Raw genomic sequence first — 14036 nt, forward strand, 5'->3', positions numbered from 1 at the left:
GCGGCCGAACCGATGACCAGCCAGGTCACCGAGGCCGCCAAGGACATGGCCCAGGGCTGGAAGGAACCCGCCCAGGAAGCCATGGAAAACGTCAAGGCCACCGCCACCGACGCCGCCCAGCACGTCAAAGACGAAGGCCAAACCGCCGCCTCCGACGTCAAAGCCACCGCCACGGACGCCAAGGACCACGTCCAAAACCCGTGAACCGGCATGAGCCTGGCTCATTCAACAGGACCGGAACGCTGGCCAACGCACCGGCTCCTCAGCATCGCGGCCCGTCTGGATGAGCTGCGAATCAACCGCAACCTCACGCACCTGGGCCTGACCAAAGGATCGCTGGACGTGCTGGAATCGGTGGCGGAGCTCGAGCCGGTCACCGTTTCCGATCTGGCCGCCTTGCTCTGTGTAAGCAAGCAAAGCATGGGCAGGGTGGTCCATCGCCTTCAGGGGCTTGGCTTCCTAAGCATGGAACGCAGCGACGACCGGCGCTACACCGACATCCGGCTCACGCACCACGGCCGGAAGGCACTGGCCACTGCCGCAGCCTTGGTCCAGCGCCTCACGGAGAGCAGGCCGGATACAGAGTCCGCCCTCCGCCTCGATCTGGAACGCTACATCCGCGACCTGCGGATGTAGCGTTCCGCCCGTCTGGCCCTGACCGCGCTATGGGGGCATGGGGGGGAGTGGATGACGTCAGTGGGCGCAGGACCGGACAGGGAGTACGTCCTGCCCCCGCCCTGGGCAGAGGATTCGGGGATTGAAGAGCTGGCGGAACACATTGGCGGAAGTGTTGCTGCAGCTCGTCCGCCATCCAGCCAAGTGGATGAGGACAATTGATGTAGTTCCAACGGATAGGGAGTAGGCTCAAAAGTGAAGGCGAAACGATCATCCAATTGCAGCACGCTGCTGGTGCCAAGGTCGTGATCCTCCTGTTCGTCACGTCATTGGCCGTGGAGGCAACCAGTCCACGATCGTTCCCGGACCTTAAATCCGGCCGTAGAAACGGACCGGGCAACCGGCTCCACGTGGATCGGGGCACTTCATGGCCACTGAGTCTGGCCGGCCGCCGAAATCCGGACAAGATCGCACACCAACGCTCGAGCAGTTGCAGGACCTGCTGCTGGAAAGCCCTGGTTTTGACGAGTTCCTCCTTGAGTTGACGGTTTTCTCGGCGTCGAAGCTCGCAGCGTCCGAACCGTTGCTGTGCGCGATTTCGTTGGAGCGCGACGGCGGGCCGATCACCGTAGCCAGCAGCAGCGAAGCCGCCAAGCAAATGGATGAGAAGCAGTACGGGTTCGACGACGGCCCCTGCCTGACCGCTTTGAGGGAAGACCGCACCGTACTGGTCGAAGACCTCAGAACGTCGGAGAGATGGCAGCGGTACTCAGAAGCGGTCACAGGTGAAGGCGTCGTATCGGTCCTCGCAGTTCCCATTGATGCAGGAGCCAACGCAGCGGCAGCTCTTAACTGTTATGCCCGGAGTACTTCCACTTTCGACACGTCGACCATAGCCGCCGTGGAATCCTACAGCGTGTCCCTGTCCCGCATTCTCCGCCTGGCACTTCGGGTACATCGCTCCCCGGTGCATCCCGAAGGCTTGCACCGCGCCCTGCAATCAAGGGCAGCAGTCGACGCCGCACTAAGCCTCGTCATGGCCCAGACCCGGGGCAGCCGTGAGGAAGCCGCCAAGCTTCTCCATGGCATGGCACGGTCCGGCAAACAACAACTCAGGCAGATCGCGACCGATATCCTCAATGGTTCTGAGCTCCCGGAGCAGCAATACCGTGATGGCGAGGCGGACCAATAGCCACGGCCTTGGCCGAAGGACCGGGACTAGTATGGAGAGCACCTGTTGTATATTTCCCCCAAAGGGATATTCACAACCCTGAGGACATGCGAGGCCAGCCAGTGACGCGGAAGCACCAAATGGCAGGTGAGCTGCCCGAGATCTTTGCTCGGGTGGCGGGTCTGCTGCTCACAGAATCTGTGGTTGACGGAGCCGTGGCCAACATTGCCCAGGCTGCTCATGAAACCCTTGCCGGCAGTGTCGGTGCCGGCGGGACGCTTATCGACGTCCAGGGCCGGCCAACCAGCACGGCCTCGACGAACAGCCTCGTGGAAGAGGCGGACCGCCTGCAGTACGACCTCGGGGAGGGACCCTGCCTGTCAGCCTGGGCCAGCGGCCGTGCTGTCCGCGTAGACGACCTCCGACAGGAGGACCGCTGGCCGGAGTGGAGCGCCGCAAGTGCCCGTCTGGGTCTGATGTCGTGCATCAGCGTCCCGATGCTGGTACCCGATGTGAACGGGGCCAGTGAACCTGAACCCATTGGAGCCCTGAAAGTCTACGCGGACCAGCCGCATGCCTTCGACGAGCATAGCGAGCAGGTCCTGTCCCTTCTGGCTGGCCCAGCTGCGCTTTTTCTGTCGAACCTCCAGGCGAGGGAACGCGCGGCCCACGTCAGCGAGGTTCTGAAAGATGCCTTGCACAGCCGGAGCCTTGTTGACATGGCCAAGGGCGTGCTCATGGAGCGGCTGCGGGTGAGCGAACGTGGTGCCCTGCAGGTCATGATCACCCGGTCACGCGCCGAGGAAACCCTCCTCAGCGCCGTGGCCCGTGACATCATCGAACCCGCAACGGACCCCCGCCAGATGTCATGAGCGTTGACGGGGAGGGAGAGGCGCAGCGGGAGCTGACTGCCAAGGCATTCCGGGAGGCAGACCTCGAAGTCGACGAACTCTGGATGCACTACTTCAGTATCGGCGGCGACGCGGGCGCACTGGAGATCGAGGCTTACCTTCACGGTTCGTACATGCTGCGGCCCATACAGCGGGACCTGCTGGACCACGCCATGTACGAACTGGGCAACTCGCATGGGGACTGAGGCGGGACTTGGAGGAGCCGGGCCGCGGCTCCCACGTTAGTCCCGCCGTCGTCAGTTAACGGCGTCGACGCCTCAGCCCGCCGTCGGCAGCCAGCTCCAGCCCGTCAGCTCCGTGCGCGTCAGCGGGGCTGCTGCGACGGATTGTTGGGGACGCCGTGCGACGGCGGATTGATGGGCGGTCCCGATGTCGCCGGGCTGACCTTGGAGCCCGTCTGGGTCTGGCCCACTTCCGGGGTGTCCGGCGCGGAGGAGCCGCTGGGCTGCGCGCCTCCCTTTAGGGCCTCCAGGCGGTGCTCCAGGATCTGCACCACCGGGAGCCTGTTGCCATGGGCCCGCTCGTACTCCAGCAGCTGGCCCACGCCGCCCTCGTCAAGCCCCGAGATCCGGGACGGCAGGGTTCCGCTGGGGATGTGGTCATAATCCGCGAGGGGCAATTCATCGTGTTCAGGAACATCGTTCATTGAAGCAACCTCCTAAAACAACAGCCTGCGTTGCCAGCAAGGACGGCAGGCACCGGTCAGTCTTGCCAAAATAGCAGTGATCGTGCCGGAGCATAAGTCAGGTGCTCCTGACCGCGAGCGCAGCCAAACCCCGCCTATGGAGCAACCAGCCGCCAGCGATGAGTAGCAGGCTGATGGCCAGGAACCCGAGGTCCCACGCCAGCGGGCCTCCCAGGTCGTCCCGGACGTGGTGGATCTGAAGCAGCTGATGATCCACGAGGCCTTCCACGACGTTGAAGATCCCCCAGCCGGCGAGCACCAGGCCGAAATGAAAGCTCCAGTTGGGTGCCAGCCTCCCCCGGCGCCAGGCGCTAATCGTGACAACGGACGCCGCGAGGACCAGGAGCCACATCGCGAGGTGGAAAAACCCGTCCACGAGCGTGTTCACTTCCAGTCCCGGCACCGTGTCCACCGGGTGATCGTGCGTGTTGCTCACCATATGGTGCCACTGCAGGATCTGGTGGAGAACGATGCCGTCCACAAAACCGCCCAGACCCAGGCCGAAGAGAATTCCCCCCGCCTTGGACGGGGGAATTCCGGCTGCTCCGCGAAGGTCTTCCTGTCTTGCCATAGGCGTACGCTACCGCGGCCTCCCCCTGGTTACAGCCCCTGAGCCTTCCCACGTGAGGAGATGGTGGGTAATCTGGGAAAATCATCGGCCTTCACGTCTGCGGGATCAGGCGGCGGCTGAGGCTCTTGCAGGAGGGCCGCTGGTGCTGATAGTTCAGCAGCCACCACAGCCTGGGGCGTTGACCGGCCCTTTCCCATCTAGGATCTCCATGAGCCGAGTTGGACCAACTATGCATAGGGAGAAAGCCCGCACGTTCGGCGTGGAAGAAGAGTTCCTGCTCGTCGACGGCCAGACGGGGCAGCCCATGCCAGTCGCCGAACAGGCACTTTCCCGCCGCCATCATCCTGCGGGAGCAGTCCCGGGCCCGGCACTGACACTGGAGGTCAAGCAGGAGCAACTCGAGGCGGTTGGCCCAGTCTGTTCTACCCTGCAGGAGGTGGCTTCAGCTATCCGCGCAGGCCGCACCATGGCCGACGAGGCTGCCATGTCGGTGGGAGCCCGGGCAGTGGCGCTCGGCACGAGCCCCCTGCCAACGACTCCGACGGTGGTACCCCAGCCGCGGTACCTGAACATGGCTGCCCGGTTCGGACTGACCTTCCAAGAGCAACTCACGTGCGGCTTCCATGTTCACGTCCGGATCAGGTCGGCCGAGGAAGGTGTCGCGATTCTGGACCGGATCCGCATTTGGTTGCCGGTTGTGCTTGCGTTGAGCGGGAATTCCCCGTTCTGGCGGGGAACCGACAGCGGTTACGCGAGCTTCCGGTACCAGGCCTGGTGCCGCTGGCAGACCGCCGGCCCCTGCGAGCGCTTTGGCTCTGCGCGCGAATACCGGCGCCATATCCGATCCCTGCTGGCTACAGGCGTACTTCTGGATGAAGGCATGGTGTATTTCGACGCCCGCCTGTCGCGGAGCCATCCCACGGTAGAAGTTCGCATCGCCGACGTGTGCCTTGAGGCCGGCCATGCCACGGTCATTGCAGCCCTCGTGCGGGCACTGGTCGGGCAGGCGGCCCGGGAAGTGGCAGCCGGCAGGCCAGCTCCCCGCGTCTCCGCCGCGGAACTCCGTCTCGCCTCGTGGAAGGCGAGTTCGGCGGGCGTGGACGGAAACCTGGTACACCCGTTGCTTAACGCCCCGCGCCCGGCAACTGAAGTGGTGCAGGCCCTCTTGACCCATGTACACCCCTCCCTGGCAGAAACAGGCGACGAGGAACAGGTAACCACCGGGCTCGCTCGCATTCTTGCGGCCGGCACGGGTGCACGGCGGCAGCGGGAAGTGATGCTCAACAGCCAAAGCCTGACGGCCGTAGTGATGGAGGCCGTGGAACTCACACATGGAACAAGGCAGGGGCTGCCTGCTGTGCCGGGACGACTTCAATCAGCCTGACTACCCGACGGGAGCACCACCATATGGATGTGGACGATAAGGTCCGAAGCTACCTGGACGCCAACCTGCCTGCGCTGCTGGAGCGGCTGACCGAGTGGGTCCGCATACCCTCGGTGGCCGGCGTTCCCGAACGGAAACACAATCTGACCCGGTCAGCAAACTGGCTGGCCGGGGAACTGCGCGACGTCGGGTTCCCCACAACGGAGATCTGGGAGGGGGCCGATGGCCCTGCTGTCTTTGCCGAATGGTCCGGCGCCCCGGACGCCCCCACGGTTCTTATCTACAGCCACCATGATGTCCGCGCCGTCAAGGAGGAAAACTGGGACCAGACCTCCCCGTTCGACCCCGTGCCGCGGGACGGCCGCCTCTACGGCCGGGGAAGTTCGGATGCCAAGGGCCAGGTCATGGCCCACATGTGGGGCCTTCGCGCGCACCTTCACGCCACGGGACGCACGGCACCGGCCGTAAACCTCAAGGTGATCGTGGAAGGCGAGGAAGAGGCTGGCTCCCCGGGACTGGCAGACATTCTTCGGGAGCACCGGTCCCGACTGGACGTGGACGCAGTGATTTTCTCCGACACCCTGCTGTGGCGCGCCGACCATCCGGCACTCTGCACCAGCATCCGCGGCATGCTCGGGGCCAGGCTCGAGGTCTATGGTCCGCTGACGGACATTCATAGCGGCGCCGTGTCCGGCACCGCGCCCAACCCTGCCTTCGCGCTCAGCAACGTGCTTGCGCAGCTGCATGACCAAAAAGGCAGGATCACGCTCCCGGGCTTCTACGACGACGTCGAGGAGATCTTTCCCCGCCGCCGTGCCGAACTGGCCGCACTCCCATTCGACGCGGAGGACTGGCTGGAGCGTTCGCATACCCGCAGCATCGGCGGCGAGGAAGGCTACACGGTTCCGGAGCGGCTCTGGGAGCGTCCCGCCGTCGAGGTCATTGCGGTGGCGGCTGGGGACCCCATCGGCGTTGCCCGGGCAGCGGTTCCCTCGATGGCGTCGGCGGACCTCAGCATCCGCACCGTCTCCGGGCAGAAAGTGAAAGAAGTCGCTGACCAGCTCCGGCGCTGGGTTGCCGCGACCATCAGTGACCGCTACGCCTACGAGCTGTCGATCGAAACCGAGACCGCCCAGGAAGCCTACCGAACGCCGGACTGCGTATTTGTAGAGGCCCTCTCGGTGGCAATGGCAAAGGGCTTCGGGGCTGGCGACGTGGGGCGGATGGGAAACGCGGGCGGCGGACCCGCCGACCTTCTCTCCTCCGCGCTGGATGTTCCGGTGGTCTTTTTCGGGACGGGGCTGGTGGAGGACAACTGGCACGACAGCGACGAAAGCGTAAACATCGACATCCTGAAAGCGGGCGCAGCGACGCTGGCATTTCTCTGGGATGTACTGGGGCGGAAACAGGACGCCCTCTTGACCTCCTCGCTGCCGGGTGGAAGAAAAAGACATTCCAAAGGTTGAACATCCTAACGACGCCATTGCGCGCGTCTCCCTGGCAGCGACCTGCGGCTCGGACCTGCATCTTTATCACGGCATGATGCCTGACACCCGGGTGGGGATGACGTTCGGGCACGAATTTGTCGGCACGGTCCACGAGGTCGGATCCTCTGGGCAGAACCTGAAGCCCGGGGACCGTGTGATGGTGCCGTTCAACATCTTCTGCGGGTCGTGCTACTTCTGCGCCCGGGGGCTTTATTCCAACTGCCACAACGTGAACGCGAACGCCACGGCGGTGGGCGGCATTTACGGGTACTCCCACACCTGCGGGGGTTACGACGGCGGGCAGTCCGAGTATGTACGCGTGCCCTTTGCGGACGTGGGACCTTCCCTGATTCCCGAGTGGATGGACGAGGAGGATGCGGTACTGCTCACGGACGCCGTCGCCACGGGTTACTTCGGCGCCCAGCTCGGTGACATCAGTGAAGGCGACACCGTGGTGGTCTTCGGTGCCGGACCGGTGGGACTATTCGCTGCCAAGTCCTCGTGGCTGATGGGGGCCGGGCGGGTGGTGATCGACGCCGTGGGCGCAGAAGCGGACGGCAACCTCACCCAGCATGTGACGTCCTCCCAGCTGAAGTTGCAGGGCGGGTCGCCTGTGGCCCTCAATTGGGCCATTGATTCTGTCCGCAAGGGCGGGACAGTGTCCGTGATGGGGGCCTACGGTCCCATGTTCAGCGCCGTTAAATTCGGCGACGCCGTGAACAAGGGCCTGACGCTGCGGATGAACCAGTGCCCGGTCAAGCGGCAGTGGCCGCGGCTCTTCGAGCACGTCCGCAACGGCTACCTCAAACCCAGCGACATTGTCACGCACCGCATCCCGCTGGAACACATCGCGGAGGGGTATCACATGTTCTCCGCCAAGCTTGATGGGATCATCAAGCCGCTCATCGTCCCGAGTGCCAGCTGAAAGGAGCGGATGCCATGCCCTACACAGCAGATAAGCCCCAGCCGAAGGAAACCAGCGAGCAACTGCGGGCCCGCATCCCGGGGTGGGGCGTAGACCTGGACCCGAAGGACCGGCCGTCCGTGCCGCGGGAACGCAGGGACCGCCCCACCGGGGCCCACTGGGAGTTCCCTGAGCGGCAGGAAGAGAAGGTACCGCGGGAGCGGTCCATCGAGCACAAGTTCCTTACCCCCGTCTTCGGCACGTCCACCCCGCCCGCCGGCGTCTCCGGAACCCTGCGCAGGTTCGCCTACCGGTACAGCGAAGGCCGGGCGGCCCACTGGCTGATCCTGCTCGCCGCCGACCGCGTGAACGCCTGGGAGGCCCATCTGGGGTCCTTCGTTTCGCTGCATCCGGACAACCCGATCACCGAAACCGGCGTCCTCAGTGAGTTCTCCGGGCACGGCGTCCGGTCACGATTCGGCAAGAAACGTGCCGACCTCGCGCACCAGTGGATCGACCCTGCCCTGGTCGCGGGCCCATGGATCCTCGCCGGTGCGGCCGTAGTGGCCATTGCCCGAAACTTGCGCCGGCACAAGGCCTGACATCCCAGAGTCGAAAACGCACTTCTCCTGTTCAGAGGGATGGGACAGCTTGACGGCGCGCACCGCACGGACTAGACAATAAGTAGCCTTAGTAATTGTTGACGTCCTGCACGAGGAGGAATTGCCATGAGCGACAAGCCAGGTAACCAGACGCCGAACACGCCCGATGTCAGCGAGACGGAGCTGCGCGAGATGAAGGTGGATGCACTGCGCCAGGAGGCGAAGGACGAAAACGTCAGCGGGACTTCCGGGATGCGCAAAGAGGAACTGGTGCAGGAAGTCGCCAAAGCCCGTTCCGAAGGCGGGGGCAACGACGACGGCGGCGCTGACGCTGGTGATCTGGGCGCCGGCCCCGAAGGCGGCAAGATCCGCCACGGCAACGCCTCGTCCAGCTCCTTGAAGTATTCGCAGGAGGTCACCTCCACTGAGGATGAGCCCGAACGGGAGGGCCGCAGCCTGGCCACGACCCACCACGAGGTCATCAGGCAGTGGGCCGAGGAACGCGGTGGGGTGCCGGCCACGGTTGAAGGCACCGAACACGGCGACCATCTTGGCGTGCTGCGCATAGATTTCGGCGGCAACGACACCAACCTGCGCCGCGTCAGCTGGGAGGAATGGTTCAAGACGTTTGACGGCCGAGGCCTGAATTTCATCTACCAGGAACAGCGTACGGATGGAACGCAGTCCAACTTTTTCCGTCTTGAAAACCCGGAACGTGAAGACGCATAGGGCACGGCGAGGCCTCCAGCCTGCATTTCTCGCCCTGCTCACGGTTGCAGGGGGCGCACTTTCCGGTTGCGCACCGGAGGGAACTGCGGCGTCCCTCGCAGCCGAAGAATTCCACCGGGATGTGGCCAATTCCGACATGACCGCGGCATGCTCGCTGCTCCAGTCCAAGACGCGGGAGGACACAGCCCGGGCGAGTGACGCCGGGACGTGCGAAAGCCAGCTGGAAAAGGCAAAAATTCCGGACGCCGGGAAGCTGCTGAGCACCGAGCAGTTCGGCCGCGACGCCTTCGTGGAGTTCGAGAACGACGTTGTCTTCCTGGCCGCCTCCGATGCGGGCTGGAAAATAACGGGCGCCGGTTGCAAACCCAACGGAGAAGAAGCGCCGTTCACCTGCGAAGTGGGAGGCAAATAGAATGCGCTGGAGCTTTGCCCTTTATCTCATCCTGATCTTCGGCGGACTGGCCTACATGGCCATCGTCGGGCTCGTTCGGGGATAGGCGGACGGTGAAAAAAGCACTCAGAAATAACGGCCTTAGCCTCTTCTTCGGCGTGATCTTCCTTCTGGCCCTGCTGGGCCAGGCGCTCACCGGCCACGCACTTTTCAACGAGGAGCAGGTCGCCTCCGGGCTGGAGGAGATCAGCTTCACGCAGTACCTGGTGTCGTCGAACTTTGCCGTGGACGTCTCCGAAAACTGGCAATCCGAGTACCTGCAGTTCCTGCTATACATCTTCGCCACCATCTGGCTGGTCCAGAAGGGATCCCCCGAGTCGAAGGAACTTGACGAGCCCGGCATCGAGTCGGATGAGGAACAACTCGTGGGCGAGTACAGCAATGCGAAATCCCCCAAGTGGGCGCGCGTTTCCGGCTGGCGCCGCACCCTGTACTCCAACTCGCTGTGCCTCACCATGGGGCTGATCTTCCTCCTGTCCTGGCTGGTCCAGTCGATTGCCGGCAACAGTAACTACAACCAGGAGCAGATCCAGAATTTCCAGCAGCCGGTCAGCTGGCCTGAGTACATCGCCTCGCCGGAGTTTTGGAACCGCACCCTGCAGAACTGGCAGTCGGAGTTCCTCGCGGTCGGTTCCATGGTTGTGCTGTCGATCTACCTTCGCCAGCGCGGCTCACCGGAGTCCAAGCCCGTCGGCTCGGCGCACGACGACACCGGCGCCACCGGCTAGTGCCGCCTCACAGCCCGTCAACGGTCCAGCCTTCCTGGTAGTCCGGGTGGTCCTTGTAAACCGCGGCGAGGGACATCAGGACGTACTCGCTCGTGGTGCCAATCGCGGAGGGGACATCGGTGACCAGCGGGACATTGCCCAGAATCACTCGTTTGGCCGCGCATTCCGAAAGCACGCGCCCGGGATTGAACCAGCCGACAACGGGTCCCGCCGATCCCTCCATCTCCAGTCCCCGCCGGGCATCCGCCTCGTCCTCGGCGATCCGCGCTTCCAGAAAATCGATCAGGTCGGCCATGTGAAGTCCCTCGCATTCAGCTTGTCTGGGTGATGGTGTTTGTGTGTGGACCGTCAGGCTAGTCCGAACAGCGTCAGGCGTCCTCCTTCGGGCGGTGCCGTCTCTGCGGAGCGAGCGGAACAACCACTACCGGCCGGGTCTGCCAGTGCGTCAGGTGGCCGGCCACCGAGCCGAGCAGCAACTGCTCCAGCCGCGCGCCCACCCCGCCTTCGCGCGTGCCCACCACAATGACCGAGGCATCCGCCGAATCGGCCAGCCGCGCCAGCGCCCGCGCGGGTTCCCCGACAAGGGTCAGGAGCGACCAGCGGATCCCCGCCTTGCCGAGGACAGCCTGCAGGTGCTCCCTCAGGTGGGCGCTCGTTTGCTCGGCGTCGTCGACGGTTCCGTCCTGCCCCGCCGTTTGCAGCAGGTCCTGGTCGTCCCGCTCGTTGCTGAGGTAGGAGGTGATGTCCACGTAGGCACAGATGAGCTTGACGTTCAGGGAGTACGCCAACCGGGCGGCGCTGTGCACGACGGCGGCCGGCTGCCCGGGCACGATGCCGGCCACCACCGGGCCGGCAATCCGCTGGGGGACGAATTCGTCCTCCCCGCCCGGAGAACCGGCCTTCCTTGCTGGCTCATTCATGAGTGATGCCATTCCACACTGTCCTCACGGCAGATCCGGGTGACTCTCATTGCCAGCCTACTAGGACCCACTGGCATCGGCGGGCAACCAGGTGGAGGATGGGCGCATGGCGGAACGTGATGGTCGCACACAGTTTGCTGTTGCCGGCTGGCTCTTCGGGTCCGCCAGTGTTGTCCTGGGCTTGGTCATTCACGCTGCGGCCGGCCATACCGTGCCTGCGGCGCCGATCGTCGTCGCCACCGCCGCGCTGCTGAGCCTGGCCGGCGCAGCCGTCACCCGCCTTGGTGTTCCGAACTGGGCCCTGCTGGTGCTGGCCGGGGTGGGACAGCAGGTCATTCACTGGGCGTTCGCATTCTTCTCCAACCCGTTGGCCACCACCACCCTGGCCGGCCACGGACATGCAGCCGCAGCCCAGTTCACCGGCCCCGGCCTGCTGCTGGCCGGCGTGCCAACCCAGCCCCTGCACGTGCTGCTCTATGCGCACGTTGCGGCGGCGCTGCTGACATTTCTGCTGGTCCAGCGGCTGAAAAAATCGGCCCCGAAGCGGTTCAGCCCGGGGGCGGCAGCGTACCCCAGATAGGGCAGGCCGAAGGCGTCCCCGATGCTGGGCCAGCAGACATGAGTCCCGGGCCATGCTGGCACCGCTGTCCCGGTAGCAGCATGAAAGAAAGCTGGGAGTTGTTTGGGAGGGCGCACCCCGATCCTCCGGAAGACGGGTTGGCTCACGTGTTAAGTTGAAGTGGTGGGACAGGCCTGTCCTGCGCGCCAGACTGAGAGAGCCAATACGTGGAATCGCCTTCGCCAGTCCGAATCCTGACCGTCTGCACGGGCAACATCTGCCGTTCCCCCGTGGCGGAACGCCTGCTCCAGGCAGGCCTTGACCAGGTGCTCCCCGGCGGCTTCGAGGTGCGCAGCGCGGGAACCCGCGCCCTGGTGGGTGACCCCGTCCAGCCGCTCTCCGCGGACATCATCCACACCTTCGGCGGCACGGCCGAGGGCTTCGCGGCACGCCAACTGTCGGGCAAGATTCTTCGGAACGTGGACCTGGTCCTCACCATGACGTCGGGGCACCGGGGCGAGGTGCTGCAGCTGGACGCGTCGCTGCTGAAGCGCACCTTTACCATCCGCGAGTTTGCCAGGATGCTCGACGTACTGGAGGAGCGCGAGGACCAGCCACCCCGGAGCGGCGGCCTCAACGGTGAACGGCTCGCGGCCAACACCAAGCTGTGGCGCAAGCTTCCCGCCAAGGCAGCATCCGTGCGGCACCTCGCGCTGGCCCCAGACGCCGCGGACAACGACGTCGTCGACCCCTACCGCCGCAGCGACGAGTACTACCGGCAGATGGAAGACGAACTGGCCCCGGCGATCATCTCCATCCTGCGTTTCGCCCGGCTGAACGCGCCCTCTTAAACCCGGCCGGCCGCCGTCGTTCTCATGAGCGACTTTTGATGGTAGCGTCCGATCATGAAATCCCGGAACAGTCCGGGAGCAGGGGGCAACGGCGACCCCGCTCCAGGTGCCAATGGCGGCGCCAAACCCAAGCGGACCATACGCAACGTGGTTTTAATAGGGCTGCTCGGGATTGCCCTGGTGGCCTCCGGCTTCCTGTTCAATGTGGCACAGATATGGAATACCCAGACCGCCAAGACAGAGATCAGCGCGGCCCCGGAAAACCCTCCGCAAACAGCCACCGCCAAACCTTCGCCCGCCAAACCGGTGAAGCCCCCACCCCCGCCCACGCTGCCGATGAACATCCTGCTCATCGGCAGCGATCACCGTAAAGGCGACGCCCCCACGCCCAAGGGCCTGCCGAACCAGCGCTCGGACGTCCTGATTCTGGTGCACCTCGCGGCCGACGGCAAACACGCCTACGGCATCTCGCTCATGCGCGACCTGTGGGTTTCGATCCCTGGATACGGCGAAGCAAAGATCAACGCCTCGCTCGAGCAGGGCGGCATGCCGCTCGCCGTGAAAACAGTGGAATCGCTGTTCGGGCAGAAGATCCAGCACTCGGTCATGATCGATTTTGAAGGCTTCAGGGGAATCACCGAGGCGCTCGGCGGCGTGGACGTGAACGTTCGGGAGGCCTTCACCTCGACGCACGACACGCACCAACATTTTCCCGCCGGAGTGAACCGGCTCAAGGGCCAGCGCGCGCTCGAATTCGTCCGCGAGCGCTACGCATTTGCAGACGGTGACTTCCAGCGCGTCGCGAACCAGCAGCTTTTCCTCCGCTCCACGCTGGGCAAGCTGCTCTCGGCCCGCACCCTGGCGAACCCGGTCACGCTCTACAAGCTGGTCAGCACAGCGTCCAAGTACATTACGGTGGACAAGGGCCTCAATGCTGCGACGCTGGCCAGCCTCGCCTACAGCCTGCGGAATGTCCGGGTGGAGGACGCGGTCTCGTTCACGCTTCCGACGGCGGGATTTGGGACCAGCACCGACGGGCAGTCGATCATCCTGCCGGACTACGGCGCCGTGGCCCAGGTTGGCGCAGCGCTGGGGAAGGACCGGTTGGGGCAGTACGCCGCCACGCTGGGGAAGTGAGACGCTCTCAAATAAGGGGAAATTATTCGATGAGAAAACTCTTATGGATCATCGTTGCCGTCGCGGTGGCGTTTTTCATCGTGGGCGCCGTCATCAAGGCGGTGGCCTTCCTGCTGTGGGTGGCGCCGGTCCTCCTGCTGGCAGCCGTGCTGGTGTTCTTCATCAACCGCTCGGGCGGCCAACGCATCCCCTGACCCTTCCAACGCTTCCTCAGATCCTGCACGTTTCGGCCCATCGCTTCCTCACGTCTTACCTGAGGAAGCGTGCCGGAAAAGGCGACGAGATGTGAGGAAGCGTGCCGAAAAGGGCGACGAGACCTGAGGAAGCGTGT

General features: G+C 64.5%; 19 protein-coding genes and 1 pseudogene. 16 read left to right on the forward strand and 4 right to left on the reverse strand.

The window, feature by feature from the left end:
- From ACTHQX_RS12775 to ACTHQX_RS12795, 5 genes and pseudogenes are all read left to right on the forward strand, one after another.
- Positions 1-204: pseudogene (locus ACTHQX_RS12775) on the forward strand (DUF3618 domain-containing protein); the annotation flags it as partial.
- Between the two features lie 6 nt (positions 205-210).
- Positions 211-636 carry a MarR family winged helix-turn-helix transcriptional regulator gene (locus ACTHQX_RS12780; protein WP_236804934.1) on the forward strand — a complete coding sequence of 142 codons (426 nt, stop codon included), beginning with the start codon at positions 211-213 and terminating at the stop codon, positions 634-636.
- Positions 637-1042: 406 nt separating this feature from the next.
- The gene (locus ACTHQX_RS12785) at positions 1043-1807 is read left to right on the forward strand and encodes a GAF and ANTAR domain-containing protein (protein WP_236804935.1); all 765 of its coding nucleotides are present in this window, start codon (positions 1043-1045) and stop codon (positions 1805-1807) included.
- Positions 1808-1926: 119 nt separating this feature from the next.
- Complete coding sequence (locus ACTHQX_RS12790; protein WP_440157783.1) at positions 1927-2658, forward strand: GAF and ANTAR domain-containing protein; 732 nt, start codon at positions 1927-1929, stop codon at positions 2656-2658.
- Complete coding sequence (locus tag ACTHQX_RS12795) at positions 2655-2882, forward strand: hypothetical protein (protein WP_236804937.1); 228 nt, start codon at positions 2655-2657, stop codon at positions 2880-2882. The genes ACTHQX_RS12790 and ACTHQX_RS12795 overlap by 4 nt, the downstream gene beginning before the upstream one ends.
- Before the next feature lie 119 nt (positions 2883-3001).
- Here ACTHQX_RS12795 and ACTHQX_RS12800 read toward each other — a convergent pair whose 3' ends face one another.
- Positions 3002-3343, reverse strand: coding sequence for a hypothetical protein (locus tag ACTHQX_RS12800; RefSeq protein ID WP_236804938.1), 342 nt, complete (start codon positions 3341-3343; stop codon positions 3002-3004).
- A gap of 97 nt (positions 3344-3440) precedes the next feature.
- Entirely contained in the window at positions 3441-3953 is a 513-nt protein-coding gene (locus ACTHQX_RS12805) for a DUF2243 domain-containing protein (protein WP_236804939.1), read from the reverse strand.
- 229 nt (positions 3954-4182) lie between these two features.
- Between ACTHQX_RS12805 and ACTHQX_RS12810 the strand changes: the two genes are divergently transcribed.
- From ACTHQX_RS12810 to ACTHQX_RS12840, 7 genes are all read left to right on the forward strand, one after another.
- Complete coding sequence (locus ACTHQX_RS12810) at positions 4183-5337, forward strand: glutamate--cysteine ligase (protein ID WP_236804940.1); 1155 nt, start codon at positions 4183-4185, stop codon at positions 5335-5337.
- A gap of 29 nt (positions 5338-5366) precedes the next feature.
- Positions 5367-6803, forward strand: coding sequence for a M20/M25/M40 family metallo-hydrolase (locus tag ACTHQX_RS12815; protein WP_440157782.1), 1437 nt, complete (start codon positions 5367-5369; stop codon positions 6801-6803).
- Positions 6775-7749, forward strand: coding sequence for an alcohol dehydrogenase catalytic domain-containing protein (locus ACTHQX_RS12820; RefSeq protein ID WP_236804942.1), 975 nt, complete (start codon positions 6775-6777; stop codon positions 7747-7749). Before ACTHQX_RS12815 ends, ACTHQX_RS12820 begins: the two co-directional genes overlap by 29 nt.
- Before the next feature lie 14 nt (positions 7750-7763).
- Positions 7764-8330, forward strand: coding sequence for a hypothetical protein (locus tag ACTHQX_RS12825; RefSeq protein WP_236804943.1), 567 nt, complete (start codon positions 7764-7766; stop codon positions 8328-8330).
- A gap of 126 nt (positions 8331-8456) precedes the next feature.
- Positions 8457-9059, forward strand: a complete 603-nt coding sequence (locus tag ACTHQX_RS12830) for a Rho termination factor N-terminal domain-containing protein (RefSeq protein ID WP_236804944.1) — start codon at positions 8457-8459, stop codon at positions 9057-9059.
- 121 nt (positions 9060-9180) lie between these two features.
- The gene (locus ACTHQX_RS12835) at positions 9181-9471 is read left to right on the forward strand and encodes a hypothetical protein (protein ID WP_236804945.1); all 291 of its coding nucleotides are present in this window, start codon (positions 9181-9183) and stop codon (positions 9469-9471) included.
- A 92-nt stretch (positions 9472-9563) separates the two neighbouring features.
- Positions 9564-10238: a DUF6766 family protein gene (locus tag ACTHQX_RS12840; protein ID WP_236804946.1), complete on the forward strand. Its 675-nt coding sequence runs from the start codon at positions 9564-9566 to the stop codon at positions 10236-10238.
- 7 nt (positions 10239-10245) lie between these two features.
- Here ACTHQX_RS12840 and ACTHQX_RS12845 read toward each other — a convergent pair whose 3' ends face one another.
- Together ACTHQX_RS12845 and ACTHQX_RS12850 are read right to left on the reverse strand one after the other, a co-directional pair.
- On the reverse strand, positions 10246-10533 hold the full coding sequence (locus ACTHQX_RS12845) for a DUF6221 family protein (RefSeq protein ID WP_236804947.1): 288 nt from the start codon (positions 10531-10533) through the stop codon (positions 10246-10248).
- A 73-nt stretch (positions 10534-10606) separates the two neighbouring features.
- Positions 10607-11158, reverse strand: coding sequence for a universal stress protein (locus ACTHQX_RS12850; RefSeq protein WP_236804948.1), 552 nt, complete (start codon positions 11156-11158; stop codon positions 10607-10609).
- 106 nt (positions 11159-11264) lie between these two features.
- Between ACTHQX_RS12850 and ACTHQX_RS12855 the strand changes: the two genes are divergently transcribed.
- From ACTHQX_RS12855 to ACTHQX_RS12870, 4 genes are all read left to right on the forward strand, one after another.
- Positions 11265-11738 carry a hypothetical protein gene (locus ACTHQX_RS12855; RefSeq protein WP_236804949.1) on the forward strand — a complete coding sequence of 158 codons (474 nt, stop codon included), beginning with the start codon at positions 11265-11267 and terminating at the stop codon, positions 11736-11738.
- A 206-nt stretch (positions 11739-11944) separates the two neighbouring features.
- Positions 11945-12568 carry an arsenate reductase/protein-tyrosine-phosphatase family protein gene (locus tag ACTHQX_RS12860; RefSeq protein WP_236804950.1) on the forward strand — a complete coding sequence of 208 codons (624 nt, stop codon included), beginning with the start codon at positions 11945-11947 and terminating at the stop codon, positions 12566-12568.
- Positions 12569-12622: 54 nt separating this feature from the next.
- Positions 12623-13705: an LCP family protein gene (locus ACTHQX_RS12865; protein WP_236804951.1), complete on the forward strand. Its 1083-nt coding sequence runs from the start codon at positions 12623-12625 to the stop codon at positions 13703-13705.
- 29 nt (positions 13706-13734) lie between these two features.
- Entirely contained in the window at positions 13735-13899 is a 165-nt protein-coding gene (locus ACTHQX_RS12870; protein WP_236804952.1) for a hypothetical protein, read from the forward strand.
- Positions 13900-14036 lie beyond the last annotated feature (137 nt).

The sequence above is a fragment of the Arthrobacter sp. SAFR-023 genome, assembly GCF_051965295.1.
In the GTDB taxonomy this organism is placed as follows: domain Bacteria; phylum Actinomycetota; class Actinomycetes; order Actinomycetales; family Micrococcaceae; genus Arthrobacter.

Excerpts from the sequence above, each read along its gene's own strand:
- ACTHQX_RS12780 (WP_236804934.1), top strand. The coding sequence starts at position 211 with ATGAGCCTGGCTCATTCAACAGGACCGGAACGCTGGCCAACGCACCGG.
- ACTHQX_RS12785 (WP_236804935.1), top strand. The coding sequence starts at position 1,043 with ATGGCCACTGAGTCTGGCCGGCCGCCGAAATCCGGACAAGATCGCACA.
- ACTHQX_RS12790 (WP_440157783.1), top strand. The coding sequence starts at position 1,927 with ATGGCAGGTGAGCTGCCCGAGATCTTTGCTCGGGTGGCGGGTCTGCTG.
- ACTHQX_RS12795 (WP_236804937.1), top strand. The coding sequence starts at position 2,655 with ATGAGCGTTGACGGGGAGGGAGAGGCGCAGCGGGAGCTGACTGCCAAG.
- ACTHQX_RS12800 (WP_236804938.1), bottom strand. The coding sequence starts at position 3,343 with ATGAACGATGTTCCTGAACACGATGAATTGCCCCTCGCGGATTATGAC.
- ACTHQX_RS12805 (WP_236804939.1), bottom strand. The coding sequence starts at position 3,953 with ATGGCAAGACAGGAAGACCTTCGCGGAGCAGCCGGAATTCCCCCGTCC.
- ACTHQX_RS12810 (WP_236804940.1), top strand. The coding sequence starts at position 4,183 with ATGCATAGGGAGAAAGCCCGCACGTTCGGCGTGGAAGAAGAGTTCCTG.
- ACTHQX_RS12825 (WP_236804943.1), top strand. The coding sequence starts at position 7,764 with ATGCCCTACACAGCAGATAAGCCCCAGCCGAAGGAAACCAGCGAGCAA.
- ACTHQX_RS12830 (WP_236804944.1), top strand. The coding sequence starts at position 8,457 with ATGAGCGACAAGCCAGGTAACCAGACGCCGAACACGCCCGATGTCAGC.
- ACTHQX_RS12845 (WP_236804947.1), bottom strand. The coding sequence starts at position 10,533 with ATGGCCGACCTGATCGATTTTCTGGAAGCGCGGATCGCCGAGGACGAG.
- ACTHQX_RS12850 (WP_236804948.1), bottom strand. The coding sequence starts at position 11,158 with ATGAATGAGCCAGCAAGGAAGGCCGGTTCTCCGGGCGGGGAGGACGAA.
- ACTHQX_RS12855 (WP_236804949.1), top strand. The coding sequence starts at position 11,265 with ATGGCGGAACGTGATGGTCGCACACAGTTTGCTGTTGCCGGCTGGCTC.
- ACTHQX_RS12865 (WP_236804951.1), top strand. The coding sequence starts at position 12,623 with ATGAAATCCCGGAACAGTCCGGGAGCAGGGGGCAACGGCGACCCCGCT.
- ACTHQX_RS12870 (WP_236804952.1), top strand. The coding sequence starts at position 13,735 with ATGAGAAAACTCTTATGGATCATCGTTGCCGTCGCGGTGGCGTTTTTC.